Source organism: Pleomorphomonas carboxyditropha, assembly GCF_002770725.1.
In the GTDB taxonomy this organism is placed as follows: Bacteria; Pseudomonadota; Alphaproteobacteria; order Rhizobiales; family Pleomorphomonadaceae; genus Pleomorphomonas; species Pleomorphomonas carboxyditropha.
Genome location: NZ_NQVN01000004.1, coordinates 1 through 18,701 on the forward strand (window position 1 = coordinate 1; position 18,701 = coordinate 18,701).

General features: G+C 63.7%; 18 protein-coding genes and 1 pseudogene. 8 read left to right on the forward strand and 11 right to left on the reverse strand.

Annotated elements, in window-relative coordinates; translation table 11 throughout:
- The 8 genes and pseudogenes from CJ014_RS08845 to CJ014_RS08880 form a co-directional block, all read right to left on the reverse strand.
- Positions 1–208: pseudogene (locus tag CJ014_RS08845) on the reverse strand (signal transduction protein); the annotation flags it as partial.
- A gap of 453 nt (positions 209–661) precedes the next feature.
- Entirely contained in the window at positions 662–1,447 is a 786-nt protein-coding gene (locus tag CJ014_RS08850) for a hydroxypyruvate isomerase family protein (RefSeq protein WP_100080122.1), read from the reverse strand.
- Between the two features lie 2 nt (positions 1,448–1,449).
- Entirely contained in the window at positions 1,450–2,091 is a 642-nt protein-coding gene (otnC, locus tag CJ014_RS08855; RefSeq protein WP_100080123.1) for a 3-oxo-tetronate 4-phosphate decarboxylase, read from the reverse strand.
- Positions 2,084–3,400 (reverse strand): 3-oxo-tetronate kinase, encoded by a 1,317-nt coding sequence (gene otnK, locus CJ014_RS08860; RefSeq protein ID WP_342588531.1) that lies wholly within the window; start codon positions 3,398–3,400, stop codon positions 2,084–2,086. The genes otnC and otnK overlap by 8 nt, the downstream gene beginning before the upstream one ends.
- A gap of 78 nt (positions 3,401–3,478) precedes the next feature.
- Positions 3,479–4,387 carry a dihydrodipicolinate synthase family protein gene (locus CJ014_RS08865; RefSeq protein ID WP_100080125.1) on the reverse strand — a complete coding sequence of 303 codons (909 nt, stop codon included), beginning with the start codon at positions 4,385–4,387 and terminating at the stop codon, positions 3,479–3,481.
- Between the two features lie 15 nt (positions 4,388–4,402).
- On the reverse strand, positions 4,403–4,795 hold the full coding sequence (locus CJ014_RS08870) for a hypothetical protein (protein WP_133121822.1): 393 nt from the start codon (positions 4,793–4,795) through the stop codon (positions 4,403–4,405).
- 95 nt (positions 4,796–4,890) lie between these two features.
- Positions 4,891–6,768 (reverse strand): TRAP transporter permease, encoded by a 1,878-nt coding sequence (locus CJ014_RS08875; protein ID WP_100080127.1) that lies wholly within the window; start codon positions 6,766–6,768, stop codon positions 4,891–4,893.
- A 171-nt stretch (positions 6,769–6,939) separates the two neighbouring features.
- Positions 6,940–7,932 carry a TAXI family TRAP transporter solute-binding subunit gene (locus CJ014_RS08880; RefSeq protein WP_100080128.1) on the reverse strand — a complete coding sequence of 331 codons (993 nt, stop codon included), beginning with the start codon at positions 7,930–7,932 and terminating at the stop codon, positions 6,940–6,942.
- A gap of 288 nt (positions 7,933–8,220) precedes the next feature.
- On the opposite strand from CJ014_RS08880, the gene CJ014_RS08885 reads away from it, so the two are divergent.
- The 3 genes from CJ014_RS08885 (at position 8,221) to CJ014_RS08895 (ending at position 11,013) form a co-directional block, all read left to right on the forward strand.
- Positions 8,221–8,889 carry a FadR/GntR family transcriptional regulator gene (locus tag CJ014_RS08885; RefSeq protein ID WP_100080129.1) on the forward strand — a complete coding sequence of 223 codons (669 nt, stop codon included), beginning with the start codon at positions 8,221–8,223 and terminating at the stop codon, positions 8,887–8,889.
- 49 nt (positions 8,890–8,938) lie between these two features.
- The gene (locus tag CJ014_RS08890; RefSeq protein ID WP_100080130.1) at positions 8,939–9,400 is read left to right on the forward strand and encodes a NanQ anomerase/TabA/YiaL family protein; all 462 of its coding nucleotides are present in this window, start codon (positions 8,939–8,941) and stop codon (positions 9,398–9,400) included.
- A gap of 116 nt (positions 9,401–9,516) precedes the next feature.
- On the forward strand, positions 9,517–11,013 hold the full coding sequence (locus CJ014_RS08895; protein WP_245427208.1) for a sodium:proton antiporter: 1,497 nt from the start codon (positions 9,517–9,519) through the stop codon (positions 11,011–11,013).
- Between the two features lie 63 nt (positions 11,014–11,076).
- On the opposite strand, the gene kdgR is transcribed toward CJ014_RS08895, so the two are convergent.
- Positions 11,077–11,898, reverse strand: a complete 822-nt coding sequence (gene kdgR / locus CJ014_RS08900) for a DNA-binding transcriptional regulator KdgR (protein ID WP_100080132.1) — start codon at positions 11,896–11,898, stop codon at positions 11,077–11,079.
- Between the two features lie 404 nt (positions 11,899–12,302).
- On the opposite strand from kdgR, the gene bglB reads away from it, so the two are divergent.
- The 5 genes from bglB to CJ014_RS08925 all read left to right on the forward strand — a co-directional run bounded on the left by bglB (position 12,303) and on the right by CJ014_RS08925 (position 17,429).
- Positions 12,303–13,427: a beta-galactosidase BglB gene (gene bglB / locus CJ014_RS08905; protein WP_100080366.1), complete on the forward strand. Its 1,125-nt coding sequence runs from the start codon at positions 12,303–12,305 to the stop codon at positions 13,425–13,427.
- Positions 13,428–13,524: 97 nt separating this feature from the next.
- A complete protein-coding gene (locus tag CJ014_RS08910) occupies positions 13,525–14,511 on the forward strand; it encodes a TRAP transporter substrate-binding protein (RefSeq protein ID WP_100080133.1) in 987 nt (328 codons plus the stop codon).
- A 3-nt stretch (positions 14,512–14,514) separates the two neighbouring features.
- On the forward strand, positions 14,515–15,024 hold the full coding sequence (locus CJ014_RS08915; RefSeq protein WP_100080134.1) for a TRAP transporter small permease: 510 nt from the start codon (positions 14,515–14,517) through the stop codon (positions 15,022–15,024).
- Between the two features lie 2 nt (positions 15,025–15,026).
- A complete protein-coding gene (locus tag CJ014_RS08920) occupies positions 15,027–16,325 on the forward strand; it encodes a TRAP transporter large permease (RefSeq protein WP_100080135.1) in 1,299 nt (432 codons plus the stop codon).
- A gap of 276 nt (positions 16,326–16,601) precedes the next feature.
- Complete coding sequence (locus CJ014_RS08925) at positions 16,602–17,429, forward strand: alpha/beta hydrolase (protein WP_100080136.1); 828 nt, start codon at positions 16,602–16,604, stop codon at positions 17,427–17,429.
- Between the two features lie 72 nt (positions 17,430–17,501).
- On the opposite strand, the gene CJ014_RS08930 is transcribed toward CJ014_RS08925, so the two are convergent.
- Positions 17,502–17,681: a hypothetical protein gene (locus CJ014_RS08930; protein WP_100080137.1), complete on the reverse strand. Its 180-nt coding sequence runs from the start codon at positions 17,679–17,681 to the stop codon at positions 17,502–17,504.
- A gap of 566 nt (positions 17,682–18,247) precedes the next feature.
- Positions 18,248–18,646, reverse strand: a complete 399-nt coding sequence (locus CJ014_RS28155; RefSeq protein ID WP_245427209.1) for a Na+/H+ antiporter NhaA — start codon at positions 18,644–18,646, stop codon at positions 18,248–18,250.
- Positions 18,647–18,701: the final 55 nt, after the last annotated feature.

The following is an 18,701-nucleotide window of genomic DNA, read 5'->3' on the forward strand; positions in this document are numbered from 1 at the left end:
GCCCCTTGTCGGCCTTGACCGGGTGGGCGCGGCGCGCCTTGCGGCCGAGCGAAGCGAGCGCCTTTTCGAGCAGCGCTTCGTACTTGGCCTCGACCGGCCAGCATTCGACGTTGGCGCTTTCGCGCAGATCGGCATTGGTGACGAACAGAACCTCGCCGGGAGCCGGCGAAATCTGGGCGGGGGCGGCGGGGAGTTTCAGCGCGAGCATGATCGATGTCCAATTCTCAGCAAAATAATGCGGCGAAGAGCGGAAATCCTGAAGCTTTTATGACGGCGAGATCACTTGCTACGTCGTGTTAGCAGCGAATTATCGCACATATATACCCCTGTCAAGGCTGGCCAAAAGTCGTAGAAGGGAGGTGAAGGCGCGCAGACCGGCGAGGGGGAAAAGAGCGCGAGCTATCGCAGCCTTTGGCTGACAACGGCGACGTCCATTGCCGCTTGTTCATTGCCGGCCGAGCGTTTCCGGGCCAGCCTTTTCCCGCGGTGGAGACCGACAACGAGACGGCGGGACGCCGGCAAGGCCCGAACGGCTGGTGGTGGACAGCCGCATCCGGCACAACGGAAACCCGCCTCTGGGAGACCGTCGGTATCGCGTCGGGGCCATCGCCGGCACATGGCGCGGTTTGAAAGCCCTACCGCCTCGTTCAGGTCTCGCTGCTTATGGTTCAGTTGAGAGAGCCCGATAGCGATCGAGCCAGGCCAATCCGGCCTCGGGCGAGGAGCGCGGCCTGTATTCGGCACCGATAAAGCCCGAATAGCCTGCGGCTTCCAGACCGGAAAGCAGCACGTCGTAGTCGACGTCTCCATGATCCGGTTCGGACCGATCGGGAGAACTGGCAATTTGAATATGGGAAACGATCGACCCAAGAGAAGCGAAGACTTCGAGCGGGTCGAGGCCCATGCGCGCGGCGTGATAGCAGTCCAGCATGACGCCGAGGTTCGGCTGACCGAGTTCCTCGACGATTTTCCCGGCCGGTGCGAAACCATCGAGAAAATAGCCGGGAGAATCGAAAGCGTTCAAAGGCTCGATCAGAACGCCGATGCCATGGCGTCCGGCCAACTCACAGGCATAAAGGAGGTTGTCGCGGAAAACGGCGTCGGACCCGCGGCTGCGAGAGATCCGTCCGGCCATCACGTGGATGTTTCGGGCTCCGATCGCCGAAGCCCATTCGACGGCCTGTTCTATGGCCGCCCTCGCCTCTTCCCTTCGGTCCGGCAGCGCCGCCAATCCGAAGTCGCCTGGCCGGTCTCCTTTGCTCGTGTTGACCGACAGCATCGGCAGCCCGGCCTCGTCGAGCGCCGCCCGGACCGCGCTCATGTCCTCCCCATAAGGCCAATGACATTCAACCGCGTCGAAGCCGGATCGCATCGCGGCCTCGATCGCCTGCGGAAGCGACATCCCCGTCCAGAGAAAGCCGAGGTTCGCGGATATTTTCAGCGCCATGATCAGGCTGCCCCATGGTTTGCCGCGAGTTCCTCGACCTGGGCCGGGGTCAGCCGCTTCGCGCCGCAGTCGCGCGTCAGGAAAAACAGCCGAGCGGTTGCTTCCAATTCCTCCATGGCATTGACCGCATCCTCGAGCGTACGCCCGACGACGATCGGCCCGTGGTTGGCAAGCAATACGGCCTTGGCGCTGCCGGCCAGCGCCGCGATCGCTTCGCCGATCGCCGGGGAGCCGGGACGGAAATATGGCAGCAGCCTGACCTTCCCGAGCAGCATGATCGAATAGGGCGTGAGCGGCGGGAGCGCATCGCCCGGGTCGACATCGGACAGCATGGAAAAGGCCGTCGCAAAGGGCGAGTGCAAATGGACCACCGCCCCGGTTCCCGGGCGCGAGGCATAGAAAGCGCGGTGGAGCGGAATTTCCTTGGTCGGCCGGTCGCCGCCGATATGGTTGCCATCGGCGTCGAGTCGGGACAGCCGGCCAGCGTCAAGGGTGCCGAACGAGGATCCCGTCGGCGTCATGACAAGACCGCCGTCATCGAGACGGGCGGATATGTTGCCGCTCGAACCGTGCGTCAATCCGCGCCTGTGGAAGGAGCCGGCGAAGTCGACGATCTTCCGTCGAAGTTCGGTCTCGTCAATCAATGCAACCTCCTGCAAGCGTCGTCAGCGCCTTTTCGAAAAAGCTTTCGTCGCCGAAATTGCCGGATTTCAAAGCCAGCCACAGGGGGCGGCCGCTGGCCCGGACCGCCGGCACGCCCGGTGCGATCTGCGGACCGATCTCCAGGCTCGCAATTCCAAGCCCCTCCACCACGGCGCCGGAGGTTTCGCCGCCGGCGACGACGATGCGCTCGATACCGGACGCGGCGAGCTGGCTTGCCAGGGCGGCGAAGAAAGCCTCGATGGCCAATGCGGTTCGTTCGATGCCGTACTCGGCTTGAACCGCCTCGACCACCCGTGGTTCAGCAGAGGAATAGATGAGTGGCGCAACCCCCGGCGTCTGGCCGGCAAACCAGTTGACGACGGTATCCGGGACAAGCTTGCCGCTCAGGATGTCGGCTGGAACCACCTCGAAGGCAGGATGGGAGTTGGCAAAAACAGAAACCTGCAGTCGCGTCATGGCGGAACAGGAGCCGGACAGCACCACCGCCGGACCGGAACTGCCCGTCCACCAATTTGAGGATTGTGTCGCAGGGCCGATCCCGAAGTTGCCGGGCAGGCCGAGGGCCAATCCGGAGCCGCCGGTGAGCAGCAGCAGATCGGAAGCGGCGCTGCCGATTTCGACGAGATCGGCGTTGGCAATGGCGTCGACCACCACCACTGGCCGTCCCGCGGTCGCTTCCCGCTTGAGAGCGGCACGGATCGCATCGGCTCCGCCCCGAACATCGGGCATGGCGACATGCCCCACCGCCTGTCGGCTCTGGTGGCCGAGCCAACGGCGGATGTCGGAATCGGACATCGGCGTCAGCGGATGGTGGCGCATGCTGCTCTCGGACAGCAGGCGGTCGCCGACGAAGAGGTGCCCCTGGTAAACGCTGCGGCCGTTGTCCGGAAAGGCCGGGCAGACGACCGACAGGGATGCGCCGAGGCGGGCCATCAGCGCGTCGATCACCGGCCCGATGTTGCCGTCGCGCCGTGAATCGAAGGTCGAACAGATCTTGAAGAAGATCTGGCGGCATCCCTGCGCCAGCAGCCAGTCGGCGGCGGCCAGCGATTGGCCGACCGCCTCGGCCGGCGCAACGGTACGCGACTTGAGAGCGACGATACCCGCCTCGACCGCAGGATCGGCGTCGGTCGCCGGCAAGCCACAATACTGGACGACACGCATGCCGCCGATCGCCAGCGTGTTGCCGAGATCCGACGATCCGGTGAAGTCGTCACCTATGCAGCCGAGTAGCATGTGGCTTTCCTTTTCTTCAGCACCGCGCGAATTCAAGTTTTCGCCGTCCGGCAAGCGTGCTCGAAGGCCTCGCGATCATGACGTGCGGCCAAAGCCGGCATCGTGGCCGCACGTCATCGGTCGATATGGATGTCAGGGCAGTTCGGCGATCATCGCCCGGATGCGGTCGATCGCGGCGTCGATCGCCTTTTCCTCTTCCGGCCGGATCGGCTCTGTGGGCTGGCAGACGCGTTTGTCGAAGAGTCCCAGGCGGCTCAAGGCATACTTCGTCGAAGAGGTCTGACTTTTGGCAAGCGGGAAGATCCGGCAGATTTCCTCGATGACCGAATGGCAGCGCATGGCCTTGTCGATATCGCCGGCACGACCGTAGTCATAGCACTTGACGAACGGTTCGGGGAACAGCGGCGACATCGACGGAATGAAGCCGTCGGCGCCGAGCAGCATCGAGGCGGCGGCAAACAACGTCGTACCCTGCAGCAGCAGGAAATCGGTGCCGCGGAAATGATCGAGGCAGGTCTGGAAGTCGGCGAAGGATCCGCTGGTGTCCTTGTATCCGACCACCTTGTCGATCTCGGCGATCTTGAAGATCGTGGCGGGCTTCAAGGTCTGTCCGGTAAACGGCGGGATGTTGTAGATGAACAGATCGAGATCGGTGTGGCGGGCAATTTCCTCGAAATGGCGTACGGTTTCGTCCTGCGTAGCGTGGCGGGCGTAGAATACCGGCGTGATGACGGCGGCCGTGCCGCCCATCTGCTCCAGCGCCTTGATGTTGTCGATCACCCGGCGTGTGCTCGAATCCATCACTCCGCTCATCACCGGCACGCGTCCGGCGGTCTGGTCGATAACGATCCGGATGGCCCGATTGCGCTCGGCTTGCGTCAAGGCCAGACATTCGCCGTTCGACCCGGCGACGAAGATGCCGTGATTGCCGCCGGCGATCGTATGGTCGACCAGCCTGCGCAGCCCGCCTTCGTCGACGTTCTCGTCGGCGTCGACCGGGGTGACGATGGGGGGAATGGAGCCTATGTAGTTCTTCTTCATCTCGATTCTCTCAGATCAGCGGTTGGCCTCGGCGGCAATGTCTTCGGGGCGGATGTTGTCGACCTGGCCATAGATGCAGACGGCGTCGATGAAGCCGCCTTCGCCGTATTGGAAGACGTGCCACTCGAGCTCTTCGAAGTGCAGGATGGTACCCGCGCGGAGATCGACCTTCTCGGGAAGATCGTCCTTGGCCGGTCCCTTGCGCACCCAGCCATTCCTGGCGTCGAGAATGACGACCGTCTCCTCGGCGTGATTGTGCGGCTCCATAGGACCGCTCTCGGCCGAATAGCGGCAGAAAGACACGGTCATCTTTTCGCTGCCGGAGGCTGAATTACGGCCGATCGCCCTCTGGAGAACCCGCCCCGGCAGTGGTTCTGCCACGATGTCGTCGCGTTGAATGACTTTCATTTTCTTGGCTCCAGTCATGAATTGTTATGTGGGAGAGGCCGGCGGCTGGAAGGGAGAGGACCGCCGGCCCGGCTCTGGTCAGCCGGAAGGAGGGTTTACTGACTGACCTGAATTGCCTTGCGGCCGCGCCCGGCGGACACGAAACACCATCCCGCAAGGATCGCGCTGGCACCGACGAGGCCCCACCAGTAGACGCTCGACGTCGGGACGATGATGATCGCGAAGGAGAGAGCGGCGAACGCCCCCCGTTCGATCAGATTCAGCATCCGGAACAGCCAGCCCTGCAGGAACACCGCCCAGAAGAGGCACGCGACCAGCATGCCCGCCGCCGCGATGATGATCTCGAGGGCTGTCCCCTGCCACAGGATGGCGGAGTTATTGATGAAGCCGAAGGGAATGACGAACATCACCAGGGCGTAGACGAAGGCGATGCCGCCCGTTTTCATTATGCTTCCGCCCGCCATGCCGGCCGCCGCGTAGGAGGCGAGCGCCACCGGCGGCGTGACCATCGACAGCACGCAGAAGTAGAAGATGAAGTAGTGGGCGCTGAGCGGCTCCATGCCAAGTCCGGTCATCGCCGGGATGAACAGCACCGCGCCGATGATATAGGCTGCCACGGTGGGCATGCCCATGCCCATGATCAGGCAGCCGATGATGATCATGATCAGCGACAGGTAGAGGTGATCGCCGCCGATCAGCGTCAGGAACCCGAGGAAACGCAAGACCAGACTGGACTGAATGGCCACAGCCATGACGATGCCGACGGCCGTGCAGGAAACGGCGATCTCGGCGGCCTGCACCCCGGATTCGGGGATGATCTTCAGGAATTTCCTCAGCGAGAAGCGCGTGTTGCTGCGCAGCATCGGCACGAGGAGCGCCACGACGATGCCTGCAACCGCCGCGAGCTTGGCGGAGTAGCCCAGGAACAGAGCCGCCGCCAACACGATCGGGCCGGCCAGCAGATGCAAGCGGGGGAGGAGGGGATCGCCGGCGATCTCGCCCACCCCCATCTTCATGCCACCCTGCTTCCGGGCGATCAGGTCGGCGTTCATGAACACCGCGAAATAATACCCGAGCGCCGGGATGAGACCCGCGAGCGCGATCTCGGCATAGGGAACGCCGAGAATCTGCGCCATCACGAAGGCCGAGGTTCCCATGATCGGCGGCATCAGCTGTCCGCCGGTGGAGCCAACCGCTTCGGTGGCGCCGGCCTGATCGGCGTTCATGCCCGATCGCATCATCAGCGGAATGGTCAGCACGCCGACGGTGGTGACGTTGGCGACCGCCGAGCCGCTGACGGTGCCGAACAGTGCGCTGCCGAGAATGGCCGACTTGGCGGCGCCGGCGTTCATGTTGCCGACCAGGCGGATAGCGATGTCCATGAACACCTTGCCGCCACCGGTCATGGTGAAGACGGCACCGAAGGCGACGAAGAACACAATGATGTCGAGACCGACCTGGGCCGGCGTATCGAAAATGCCGACGGTCTGCATCGACAGGATTTCGGCGAGTTCGTCGAGGCTGAAGCCGGGAAACGATACGAGACTCGGCAGATGCTGGCCGAACAAACCATAGGCGAGAAACGCCAGCACGACCGACAGGAGCGGCCAGCCGACCTGCCGGCGCACGCCTTCGAGCAGCACGACGAGGCCGAGCCAGAGTGCAGCCACATCCCGAGGATAGACGTCGTCGACGTATTGCATGCGGGTCTGCAGGCGATAGGCGTCGAGCAGATAGTGGGCACAGAGCCAGAGGCAGGCAACCACCAACGCGGCGTCGATCACCATGGCCACCCGCGGCGAAACCGGCAGATAGCGCTCAAGCGGCTTGAGCAGCAATACCACGGCAAGGGTCATGTAGACGTGGAAGGGGATCACCCCCATCGGATTGAAGGGCGTCACGAAATTGGCGAAGGCAATGACGATGTAGACCGTCGCCAGCGCCATCGCCGCGTATTTTCGGTAGGCGAGCATGAGGATGCTCCTATGAACAGGCGCGAGAGCCGGCGCGGGGAAATGGCCGACCAGGAGGATGGTTTTCGTGGGGGGGCGGATCCGCGTCGATACGCGGATCCGTTGAATTGCGGGCTGCGAAGCGACACCCGAGGCGCGTTCCGTCCCGAGACAGGGGGGCCTATTGCAGGCTCACTTCAGCCAGCCGCGCTCGCGGTAGTACTTTTCAGCACCCGGATGCAGCGGGATCACCTGGAACTCGGGCTGGATATACTTTTCCGGTTCCCAGCCGGCGAAACCCTTGTTGGCGGCCACCAGCGTATCGATGCTCTCGATGACTGCCTTGGTGACGTTGTAGACGACGTCCTCCGGCACATCCTTGTTGGCGATGAAGTCGTTGAGGGTCACCGGCATCTTCAGATCCGCCGTCTGCCCCTCATAGGAGTTGGCAGGCAGAACGCTGGTCGCAAAGCCGTAAGGCTTTAGGGCGGCGAGATCGTCGTCGTTCCACCCCAGGAACACCATCTTTTCGGAAAGCATGATTTCGGCGAGATCCGGGTTCCCGATCGGACCGATGCCGAAGTAGGCGTTGGCCATGCCGTCCTGAACGCGCTGGCCCATCTGGGACGACGGAACCTGGGCGATACTGCCCCTGGCCCGCTGCTCATCAAGGCTCGAACCGGCGTGCTTGAGGAACAGATCCAGGACCACCGGGTTGATGCTGCCGGCCGGCTCGACCAGCACCTTGGCGGGGTTGTCGCCGGTCAGGGCCGTACGCACCTCGGCATTGCCGGATTTCTCCACGTAGCTCTGACTGGCGACAACGGAGAGATAGGCAACCTGCATGCCGCTGAACACCAGACGGTTGTTCTGCTGCGGCTTGCCCTCGAAGTCCAGGATGGCGTTCCAGCCCCAGGAGAGCGGCAGCGCGTTGGAAAAGGCGAATTCGGTCTTGCCGGCGTTGGTGAGGGCGGTGTTGGTCACCGAGCCACCGCGGGGGATGATCTCGACGTTGTAGCCGGTCGCCTTCTCGATGGTCGGCTCGAACAGACCCGCATAGATGTAGATGCTGCTGCCGGGCTCCTCCGCCTGAATATGAATGGTCGTTTCCGCATGGGCGCCGAATGAATAGGCGCCCCCGGCGATAACCGTCGTCGCAAGGGCAAGTGTCCTCAAAAGATGCATTTCATCCTCCCGTCTGTCGCTCGTGGCGATGCCGTACGGTAATCATATAACCATGTTACCAGTCAATACGGGAATCACAAGACATGGACCTTAGTGGAATAAGCATAAAGACTTAGCAGCGAGCCCCTTGAGAGAAATCGGGACAGATGCCTCAATGAGTTGTAAAAATGTGCCCCCACTCCAGTGAGATGCACTGGCCTTTGAACCCGCCCCGTGATAGAGATCGACATTGTAACCATATAACCATCTCAATCGTCGAGCAGAGAGACCGGGCTGGAAACTGAACGGATGAGAAAGAGCCTTACCGACGAACTCACGGCGTCCCTGACGACGCAGATCGAGACCGGCAAGTTCTCCCTTGGCGAGAAGCTTCCGACGGGCCAGCGACTTGCCGAAGAGCACGGCGTAAGCGTGACCGTTGTCAGGGAGGCCATTTCCCGGCTGATGTCCGAGGGACTGGTCGTATCTCGGCAGGGCGCAGGCGTATTCGTGGCGCCGTCAATCGACCGGCGCCCCTTCCGCATCATGCGGTCGAATGGGGCCGATGCTCCGACGCTGTCCGAGGTTTTCGAGTTGCGCCTCGGTGTCGAGGTGGAGGCGGCGGCCCTTGCGGCCACACGGCATAACAAGCGGACGCTGGCCGCCATCTCCAGGGCGCTCAAGGAGATGCAAGCCGCCTACGAGGCCGGCGGCGACGCCGTCGAGGAAGACCTCGCCTTCCACCGCAAGATCGCGCTGGCCACCGGCAATGCCCTGTTTGGCGGGTTCATCGAGTTCATCGGCGGCCATGTCAAGGGGGTGATACAGGCCTCGCGCGAAAGCGGCGACCGCGACGAAATCGTCGCCGCGCTCGCCGAGCACAATCTTATTTATTCGGCGATCGCAGCCGGCGATGCCAACGGAGCGCGGGAGGCGATGAAGCAGCACATGGACCGCTGCCTCAGCCGTTGCGGTTGAATTCGATCCGGCAACGCCGTTTCATCAGACCCCCTGGGAGGAACTTCGCTTGTTTTCCGGCCATCTGGACAATCTCGACCGCGACGCTGCGGCCCTGCCCGCCGACATCTTGCAGTGCCTTCGCTTCCTCAGGCAGATCGACCGGGGTGCTGTGGCCGGGCGGATCGAAATCGATGGCGAGAACGCCTATGGGCTGGTACAGGAATACCTGTCGGCTCCCCGAGAGGCCTGCAAGGCCGAGGTGCACCGGCTTTTCGCCGACATCCAGTTTATGGTGTCGGGCGAAGAGACGATCGGCTATGCGCCGCTTCCGGCCGGCGCGTTGCCGGACGAGGCGCATTTCGAGGAGCGTGATGTCGGTTACTTCCGTTCCGTCGACGGCGAGAGTTTCATTCACCTGCGTCCCGATGCCTATGCCGTGTTTTATCCCTCCGACATTCATCGTCCGCGTTGCCAGGCCGGGAACGCACCGGAAGCCGTCAGGAAAATCGTCATCAAAGTCAGGGTTTGAGTCGAGTGATCGCTTGAACCGGCATACGGGGTCGAGGCTTTCGGCCTCCGTTTGCGATTTTTCGACCCGACGGTCGGCGGGCTCATAATATCCAGGGACAGGAAATCACTTCCATCATGCAGAAAAAATGTCCGTCGATGGCGGCGACCGGCCATCCGAAGTCGCCATATCCGCTCGGTTGCCGCGTCGCATCTGGTTGCCTATGGCTGTCCTGCATCCTCGGGACGTTTCTCATCTCCTCCCCTGCCCTGGCCTCGGAAGGCGGCCATGGCCTCGACGGCGCCGCGCTCGGCGTGATCTGGGCCGTGCCCTTCGTCGGCATTCTCTTGTCGATCGCCCTGTTGCCGCTGCTGGCGCCGCATTTCTGGCACCACCATTTCGGCAAGGTCGCCGCCGCCTGGGCGCTCGCCTTCGTGCTGCCCTTCACCCTCCTCAACGGTAAGGCGGTCGTCGAGCCGCTGGCCGAAACCGTCCTCCTCGACTACCTGCCCTTCGTCATCCTGCTGACCGCCCTCTTCACCATCGCCGGCGGCATCCTCGTCACCGGCAACCTGCACGGATCGCCGAAGACCAATCTTGCCCTGCTCACCATCGGCACCCTGCTCGCCTCCGTCGTCGGCACCACCGGCGCTTCCATGGTGATGATCCGCCCGCTCCTGCGCGCCAACGACGGCCGACGCCACAACGTCCACGTCGTCGTCTTCTTCATCTTCCTGGTCTCCAATATCGGCGGCTCGCTCACTCCGCTCGGCGACCCGCCGCTGTTCCTCGGCTATCTCAGGGGCGTCGGCTTCTTCTGGACCACGCTGCACATGCTCAAAGAGACCGGCTTTGCCGCCGTGGTGCTGCTCGCCCTGTTCTACCTCATCGACCACAAGCTTTACCGCAACGACGCCGATTTCCGCGGCAAGTTCGATCCGACGCCCGACACCGGCCGCGTCGGCGTCGAGGGCCGGCTCAACATCGCGCTTCTGATGGTGGTGGTCGGCGGCGTGCTGCTGTCGGGCTCGTGGAAGCCGGGCATCGGCTTTCAGCTGTTCGGCGTCGAAGTGCAGTTGCAGAACCTTGCCCGCGACCTGATCCTGATCGCCGCCGCGCTCGCCTCGCTGTCATTGACGCCGAAAGATGTCCGGCATCGCAACGGCTTCGAATGGGGACCGATCCTCGAGGTCGCCAAGCTGTTCGCCGGCATCTTCGTCACCATCATCCCGGTGCTGGCCATGCTGAGGGCGGCCCACGAAGGCGCCTTCGCGCCGCTGGTCGGCCTCGTCACCGCCGCCGACGGCACGCCGGTCAACGCCATGTATTTCTGGGCGACCGGCCTGCTGTCGTCCTTCCTCGACAACGCGCCGACCTACCTCGTCTTCTTCAATCTCGCCGGCGGCGATCCCCAGCACCTGATGACCGAGATGGCGACGACGCTGGTGGCGATTTCGGCCGGCGCCGTGTTCATGGGCGCCAACAGCTATATCGGCAACGCCCCCAACTTCATGGTCAAGTCGATCGCCGAGGGCGCCGGCGTCAAAATGCCGTCCTTCTTCGGCTACATGGCCTGGTCGGCCGGCATCCTCGTCCCGCTGTTCCTGATCATGACGGTGCTGTTCTTCGCATGACGAAAGGCTGCCGGGCATCCATCCGGCACCGGCGATTCGACGGACTGTGTCGGGCCGGCTGGGTCAGGCTGCCGTCGAGCCGGAGCGGGCGAGCGGGGCGTAGTCGCCGGAGAAGCCGAGCCCTTCGGACGTCGCCTTGCCGGCCCGCCGCAGCTCCCGGACATAGTCGGCCCGCCGGTTTTCGTCGAAGCGAAACACCGGAAAGGACACGCTTATCGCCGCCACCACCTTGCCGATGTGATCGAAGACCGGCACGGCCATGCAGCGCACGCCGAGTTCGCTTTCCTCGCATTCCTCGGCATAACCCTGCTGGCGGGCCTTCCAAAGCTGCGCGGCGAGCACGGCGGGATCGGTGATCGTGTTCGGCGTCTGCTTGAGATAGCCCAGCTTTGGCAGCAGCGCGTCGAGGTCGTCGTCATCCCGCCAGGCCAGCAGTGCCTTGCCGAGCGAGGTGCTGAACAGCGGGTTGCGCTTGCCGATCGGCGATTGCAGGAACAGGTTGTACAGCGAATCGAGCTTGTGGATGTAGACGACCGAGTTGACCTGCGGATCGAGGATGCCGAGGTGAACCGCCTCGTGCGTCCGCTGGACGAGTTCGCCCATCGGCTTGTCGGCCACCTTGATGAGATCGGCCCTGCGATTCAGCACCTTGGCGCCGAGATCGTAGACCTTGAGCGTCAGGCCGTATTTCTCGGTGTCGCCCTCCTGCTCCACGTAGCCGAGTTCCTGCATGGTCTGCAGCAGGCGGTAGGCCGTGCTTTTCGACGTCATTGCCCGCTGCGACAGCTCCGTCAGACTGACCGTCCGGTCTTCGGCCAATGCTTCGAGCACGGCGAAAACCTTGAGAACGGCGGCGACCGAGTCCTGTTTGGGAGGTGTGGGCATGGATGATCTCGTCTCGTAAAATTCGGAACACGATTTTGAAATGCGCCCCCATGAAATGCAACAGCTCGTTGGCGCTTTCCGACGCCATCGCAATCATACTGATGGAGAACGATTTTCATCGAGTAGGGGAAATGACGGAACTTGCGGATCGGCGCAAGTCATGCAACCTTGCTCTTGTCGAAACGCTGTTTCGGATTTTTGCGATCAACAGTTCGCATAAGATCGGACCGGTGTTCCGCAAAAGTGGGGAGCCGCTGAACGAACTGGTGGACGGAAAGCGCCGCGGCCGGCAATGGCTGCCGGACGGGCATTTCGTGCCGACGTTCGCGCACGGTTTTCCGAGCGTGCGGCCGCCAGCCGGCGGAGAGCGCAATTCCCAATTGGGCGAGGACCCGCAAGAGGCCATGACCATGCATCCGCTGCTCCGGCAGAAAGAACGCATCTACCCGCGCGACCATGTGATCGGTCTCCTCGACCGCCTGACCGAGAACCTGATCAACATCAGGGACGAGACCGGCGAGTTCCTGCTGCGCCTCGAGGATGGCCGCGTCATCGACACCAAGGGCTGGGCCGGCTGGGAATGGACCCACGGCATCGGCCTCTATGGCATGTACAAGGTCTGGGAACTCACCGGCGACAGGAAGTTCGCCGACATCATCACCGACTGGTTCGCCGCCCGCTTGCGGGAAGGCACCCCGTCGCGCAACATCAATACGGTCGCCCCTTTCCTGACGCTCGCCTATCTCTACGAGCGCACCGGCAATCGCAGCTACCTGCCCTATCTCGACGTCTGGGGCGAATGGGTGATGAACGGCTTGCCGCGCACCGAGGAAGGCGGCTTCCAGCACATCGTCTACAACTCGGTCAACAACCAGCAGATCTGGGACGACACGCTGATGATGAGCGTGCTGCCGCTGGCCAAGATCGGCCTGCTGCTCGGCCGGCCGGCCTACGTCGACGAGGCCAAGCGGCAATTCCTGCTGCACATCAAGTATCTCGTCGACCGGAAGACCGGCCTCTGGTTCCACGGCTGGACGTTCGAGGGACGGCACAATTTCGCCAATGCGCTGTGGGCGCGCGGCAATTCCTGGATCACCATCGCCATCCCCGAGTTCCTCGAGCTGACCGACTTGCCGGAAACCGATCCGGTGCGGCGGATGCTGATCGATACGCTGGCGGCGCAGGTGGGGGCGCTGGCGCGCTGCCAGGCGCCATCCGGGCTGTGGCGCACCATTCTCGACGACGAAACGTCCTATGAGGAGGCATCCGCCTCGGCGGGCTTCGCCTACGGCATCCTGAAGGGTGTCCGGCGCGGCTACCTGCCGGCGGAATTCGAGGCCGTGGGCGTGCGCGGCGCTCAGGCGGTCTGCCAGCACATCTCGCCCGCCGGCGAACTGACGCAGGTCTCCTTCGGCACGCCGGTGTTCATGTCGGTGGACGACTACAAGAAGATCCCGCTCACCTCGATGCCCTACGGCCAGGCCATGGCGCTTCTGGCGCTCGGCGAGCTTCTCTACCAGTACATCTGACGAAATCCGGTCGCCGGGCCGGACCTTCCGCCGGAGGACATACGGCGAAGGATCCGGCCCGGCGGCCGGCCGAATATCCCAAACCAGGAGGAAACCCATGAAATTCGTGACTGCCATTCTGGCGTCGGCCTGCCTTGCCGCCAGCCTTTCCGCCGCCGAGGCGCTGGAGCTGCGCTTTGCCTACGCGCAGAACGCCACGCCCACCAAGGAGGCGATGGCCAAGTTCGGCGAGATCCTGAAGGAAAAGACCAACGGCGAGATCACCGTCGCCTATTTCCCCGACAGCCAGCTCGGCGGCGAGCGCGAGCTCGTGGAGATGGTGCAGGGCGGCCTGCTCGACATGACCAAGGTTTCGGGCGGCCTGCTCGAAAGCTTCTCGCCGGTCTACGGCGTCTACTCGATGCCCTATCTCTTCGACAGCGAGGAGCATTTCTACCGGGCCATGGACGACGCCAAGATCATGGACCCGATCTACAAGTCGACCGAGGCGCGCGGCATGGTCGGCATCACCTATTACAATTCCGGCGCCCGCAGCTTCTACACCGCCAAAAAGCCGATCGAGAAGGTGGCCGACCTCAAGGGCCTCAAGATCCGCGTTCTCCAGAGCCCGACGCTCATCCGCATGGTGCAGCTGCTCGGCGCCGCCCCGATCGCCATGAGCCAGGACGAGGTTTACACCTCGCTGCAGCAGGGCGTGCTCGACGGCGCGGAAAACAACGAATTCGCGCTGACGGTCGCCCGCCACGCGGAAGTGGCCAAGAACTACACCTACGACGTCCACACCCGCATTCCCGACATCATGCTGATCTCGACGGCGACGCTCGCCCGCCTCACCTCCGACCAGCAGAAGGCCGTCTATGACGCCGCGAAGGAATCGACCGAATTCCACAAGCAGCTCTGGGGCGCCGCCGTCGACGAAGCCCGCAAGGAGAGCGAGGAGAAGTTCGGCGTGAAGTTCATCTACCCCGACGTCTCCGAATTCCAGAAGGCCGTCGAGCCCATGTACGAGGATCTCAAGAAGAATGCCGACCAGTACCCGGCCTTCGAGGCGATCCGGGCGGTTGCGGACAAGAAGGCAAACTGACAGATGCTCCAGGTAAGACGGCTCATTGATTTCATCACGGCGGCGATCTGCTCCGTGCTGCTGCTCGCCATGGTCGTGCTCGTCACGTGGCAGGTCATCAGCCGCTATGCGCTGAATGATCCGAGCACGTTTTCCGAGGAGCTCCTTCGCTTCGGCGTCATCTGGCTGTCCCTCATCGGAACGGCCTATGTCGCCGGCAAGACCGGCCACATGTCGGTCGATCTCGTCAAGGACCTCCTGCCGCGCAAGTGGCAGGCGGCCCTCGACATCCTGATCCAGGTCGCCTTCATCGCCTTCGCGGTCGGGGTGCTGATCATCGGCGGCATGCGCGCCGTCAACATCGCCGCGCAACAATACACCGCCGTTCTCCAGATACCGATGGGGGCGATCTACGGCTCGCTGCCGGTCGCCGGCGTGCTGACCCTCGTCTATTCCATCCTCAACATTATCGATCTCCTTCAGGGCCGCGCGACCAAGGCGCCCGTCGGCGACGACATCCCGGCGGGAGAATGACCATGGCCGGATATGCAAGCATCATCCTGATCACGGTCTTTCTCGGCCTTACCGCCCTGGGGATTCCGCTCGGCATCGGCATTCTCGGCGCCGCCCTGTCGGCGATCGCGCTGATGGCGCCTTTCGATCTCGCCCTGTTCACCGCCGCGCAGAAGATGATCGCCAGCCTCGACAGCTTCTCGCTGCTGGCCGTGCCCTTCTTCGTGCTTGCCGGGGTGATCATGAACAGCGGCGGTATCGCCATCCGCCTGGTCAACTTCGCCAAGCTGATCGCCGGCCGCATCCCCGGCTCGCTGACGCAGACCAACATCGCCGGCTGCATGCTGTTCGGCTGCATCTCCGGTTCGGCCATCGCCGCCTCCACCTCGATCGGCGGCGTCATGGTGCCGATGCAGGCCAAGGAAGGCTACGACCGGGAATTCGCCGCCGCCGCCAATATCGCCTCGGCGCCGACCGGCATGCTGATCCCGCCGACGACCGCCTTCATCATCTACGCGCTGGTTTCCGGCGGCACGTCGATCGGTGCCCTGTTCCTCGGCGGCGCGGTGGCCGGCACGCTCTGGGGCCTCGGCCTGATGGTGCTCACCTATTTCGTCGCCAAGAAGCGAGGCTACGCGCTGGCGCCGAGGGTGGGCGTGAGCGAGGCGGTCAAGATCACCATCGAGGCGCTGCCAAGCCTGTTCCTGATCGTGCTGGTCATCGGCGGCATCGTCCTCGGCGTCTTCACCGCCGTCGAGGCCTCCGGCATCGCGGTCGTCTACACCATGCTGCTCGCCTTCGTCGTGCATCGCACCGCGCCGATCTCCAAGCTGCCGCGGTTCCTGATCGAGACGGCGCAGATGACCGGCGCCATCATGCTGCTGCTGGCGTCTTCGGCGGCGCTGTCCTTCGCCATGGCCTTCTCCGGCATTCCGGCGGCGGTGACTAGCCTGATCCTCGGCATATCCGAAAACCCGATCATCGTGCTGCTGATCATCAACATCGTGCTGCTGATCGTCGGCTGCTTCATGGACATCGGTCCGGCGATCCTGATCTTCACGCCGATCCTGCTGCCGATCGCCCAGAAGGTCGGCATGGATCCGGTGCACTTCGGCGTGGTGCTCATCTACAACCTCGCCATCGGCACCATTACGCCGCCGGTCGGCTCCGGCCTCTACATCGGCGCCGCCATCGGCAAGGTGAAGGTGGAGCGGGCGGTCGTGGCGCTGCTGCCCTTCTACGCGGTGATCTTCGCCATCCTCCTGCTGGTCACCTATGTGCCCTCGCTCACCATGTTCCTGCCGCGCTACTTCGGCATGTAACACGCGCCGGCTGAGCAGCCTCCATGTCGGGCAAAAGGCACAGGCTTTTTTCCCGATATGCAACGGCGACATTCATGTCGACATGATCGGGACTTGAGTCTGTGCCGGCTCGACCGTGACCGTCGCCGCGGAAACGGCGCCGGCCCCATGCCTCTACGCTGCGTTTGATGATTGCCCCGGCGGGCGGAAGCCAACCGCGGGTTACCGCCGATCCGAAGTGCCGCGCCGGGCGACTACGCCCGGAGGGACTGTCGGCGCCCTACCTGGAACGATGCAATGAATACCATTTCCCACTCCCGTCCGGTCGTGCCCGTTCCGGCGATAAAGGTTCTGGCCGACGGGGCGGCCAACCGCGTCTCCGGCGCTTGGCCCGACCGCGTTCTGGATATGGTGACGCGCGCCGAACTCCACAGTTTCGCGATCGACGCGCCGCGTGCCCGCGCGATCGTCTACGCCGGCGGCGGCTACACGCAGCTCTTCTACGACAAGGAGGGGACCGAGGTGGCGCTGTGGCTGAACAGCCTCGGTATCGACGCGCATGTCCTCGTTCATCGCCTGCCCGGAGCGTCCGACGGATGTGGCGGCGCCTTTCCCAAGGACATCGCCCTCCGCGACGGCCTGGCGGCGCTCGATCGCCTCGCCGGCGAGGGGCCGGACCTGCCGCTTTTCCACGTCGGCCTGTCTTCGGGCGGCCATTTGGCGGCCGTCATGACCTGCCAGGCGCACAGGCTTGCTCCGCGCGGCGCCATCGTCGCCTATGCGCCGATCAACGCCAATCATCGCCTGCACAAGGTGCCGCCCGGCAAGCCGGACTATCCGCCGCTCGAAAAGCAGGACTTCTACGACGACTGGCCGATCGGCCTCGCCGCCTATCCGCATGGCCTGCCGAAGGTGCCGCTCTTCCTCGCCTATGCGCTTCACGACCGGTCGGTGCCGGTCCAGCACGCGCTGCGCCTCGTCGAGACGGCGGCCGACGCCGGCCTCGAGGTCGACGCGCATGTCTTCGGCGCCGCGCCGCACGGCTTCGCCCTGCGCGACCGCGACGGCAGCCATGCCCGCTGGCCGGAACTCGCCGCCGACTGGATCGACCGCCATCTCCGATAGGACGCGTCGTGCGACCGACGAACGGCACGGCGAACGGTGTCGGCGCCCAATGAGGTCGCCGAGATCAGAACATCAGAGCCAGGAACGAAGCGTGTCGCGGCTGTAACCGATGCCCTTGAGCTGTTCATCGTCCAACTTGAGCAAATATGGCGCGGCCATGCGCTGGGCGTGCCGCTCACGCGAGACCTTGGTGGATTCCCAGGCGCGCGACAGGAAACCCCCGCGGGTGGAGTTGCGATCGATGTTGCTCATCACATGCACCTCTGAATATTGGCCGGCGGGACTTTCGGACGCAGCATCGCCACGCGATGCCGCCTCTTTCCCGTCACCTTGCAATATGAGCACGATCCTACTTTAGTTGTAGGTATAATCACGCAATCCGGCCATGCCGGACGGTCATATCATCGCAATGCCTCCGTGAAGGCTGACGAGCATTCGGAGGCCGCTGCCGCCGAGACCGGCAACGAGCCGAACACGGCTTCGATCGGCTAACGCAAAACCATATTGATGGCGCATCGCCTTATGCCTTCGCCTGCCTGCGAAGTCCTCCGGCATAGATCACGCCCCAGCCGATCCCCAGCAGCGCCGCCGTGATGGACCCGAGCAGCACGCCCAGCTTGGCCGCGCTCGGAAGGTTCGAGCGCCCGGCGGCACATAGGCATAGGCCGAGCCAATACCTATGCGCTGGAGGAGCAGCACCAGGCCGATGCCGAGAGCAACGACGGCGAAGCCGCTATATTCCAGCCCACCGGAATAGAAGAAGGCGATGTCGGTGGCCGTCGGCACCGCCCAACCCTGGGCTTGTGGCGCGGCGCTGTTCAGAGCCAGATCAGCGCTGGCGCGGCCACACCGCCAACCGCAGCTGCGATCGGCAAGGAGGCTTGCCGCAGGTCGCTCAGCGCCCCGTCGTGAATCTCCCGCCGTATTTCCATGCCGACGACGAGGAAGAACGCGGTCATCAGCGCGTCATCGATCCAGAAATGCAGGGGGCGATCGAACTTGAATTCTCCGAGGCCGACGGAAAAGGAGACGTGCCAGAGATGATGATAGCTTTCCGCCAGCGGCGAGTTCGCCCAGACGAGAGCGATTGCGGCAGCCACCAGCAGCACGATGCCGCTGACGGCCTCGACATGCAGGAATCGTTCAAGGGTGGCGAAAGCGCGTTCGGCGAGGATTTGGGTACGAGGACGTTTCCGCCCCGGTGTCAGTCGGTTCATCGGCATGGCTTCTCCGCGCGGCGGCCCGACCAACGCAAGAACCTGCCTCACCGCA

What these genes read in the sequence shown, in the direction of transcription:
- CJ014_RS08875 (WP_100080127.1), bottom strand. Translation starts at nt 6,768, where the DNA reads ATGCTCGCCTACCGAAAATACGCGGCGATGGCGCTGGCGACGGTCTAC.
- bglB (WP_100080366.1), top strand. Translation starts at nt 12,303, where the DNA reads ATGACCATGCATCCGCTGCTCCGGCAGAAAGAACGCATCTACCCGCGC.
- CJ014_RS08915 (WP_100080134.1), top strand. Translation starts at nt 14,515, where the DNA reads ATGCTCCAGGTAAGACGGCTCATTGATTTCATCACGGCGGCGATCTGC.
- CJ014_RS08865 (WP_100080125.1), bottom strand. Translation starts at nt 4,387, where the DNA reads ATGAAGAAGAACTACATAGGCTCCATTCCCCCCATCGTCACCCCGGTC.
- CJ014_RS08885 (WP_100080129.1), top strand. Translation starts at nt 8,221, where the DNA reads ATGAGAAAGAGCCTTACCGACGAACTCACGGCGTCCCTGACGACGCAG.
- CJ014_RS08920 (WP_100080135.1), top strand. Translation starts at nt 15,027, where the DNA reads ATGGCCGGATATGCAAGCATCATCCTGATCACGGTCTTTCTCGGCCTT.
- CJ014_RS08850 (WP_100080122.1), bottom strand. Translation starts at nt 1,447, where the DNA reads ATGGCGCTGAAAATATCCGCGAACCTCGGCTTTCTCTGGACGGGGATG.
- CJ014_RS08870 (WP_133121822.1), bottom strand. Translation starts at nt 4,795, where the DNA reads ATGAAAGTCATTCAACGCGACGACATCGTGGCAGAACCACTGCCGGGG.
- CJ014_RS28155 (WP_245427209.1), bottom strand. Translation starts at nt 18,646, where the DNA reads ATGAACCGACTGACACCGGGGCGGAAACGTCCTCGTACCCAAATCCTC.
- CJ014_RS08925 (WP_100080136.1), top strand. Translation starts at nt 16,602, where the DNA reads ATGAATACCATTTCCCACTCCCGTCCGGTCGTGCCCGTTCCGGCGATA.
- CJ014_RS08895 (WP_245427208.1), top strand. Translation starts at nt 9,517, where the DNA reads ATGCAGAAAAAATGTCCGTCGATGGCGGCGACCGGCCATCCGAAGTCG.
- CJ014_RS08930 (WP_100080137.1), bottom strand. Translation starts at nt 17,681, where the DNA reads ATGAGCAACATCGATCGCAACTCCACCCGCGGGGGTTTCCTGTCGCGC.
- CJ014_RS08880 (WP_100080128.1), bottom strand. Translation starts at nt 7,932, where the DNA reads ATGCATCTTTTGAGGACACTTGCCCTTGCGACGACGGTTATCGCCGGG.
- kdgR (WP_100080132.1), bottom strand. Translation starts at nt 11,898, where the DNA reads ATGCCCACACCTCCCAAACAGGACTCGGTCGCCGCCGTTCTCAAGGTT.
- CJ014_RS08910 (WP_100080133.1), top strand. Translation starts at nt 13,525, where the DNA reads ATGAAATTCGTGACTGCCATTCTGGCGTCGGCCTGCCTTGCCGCCAGC.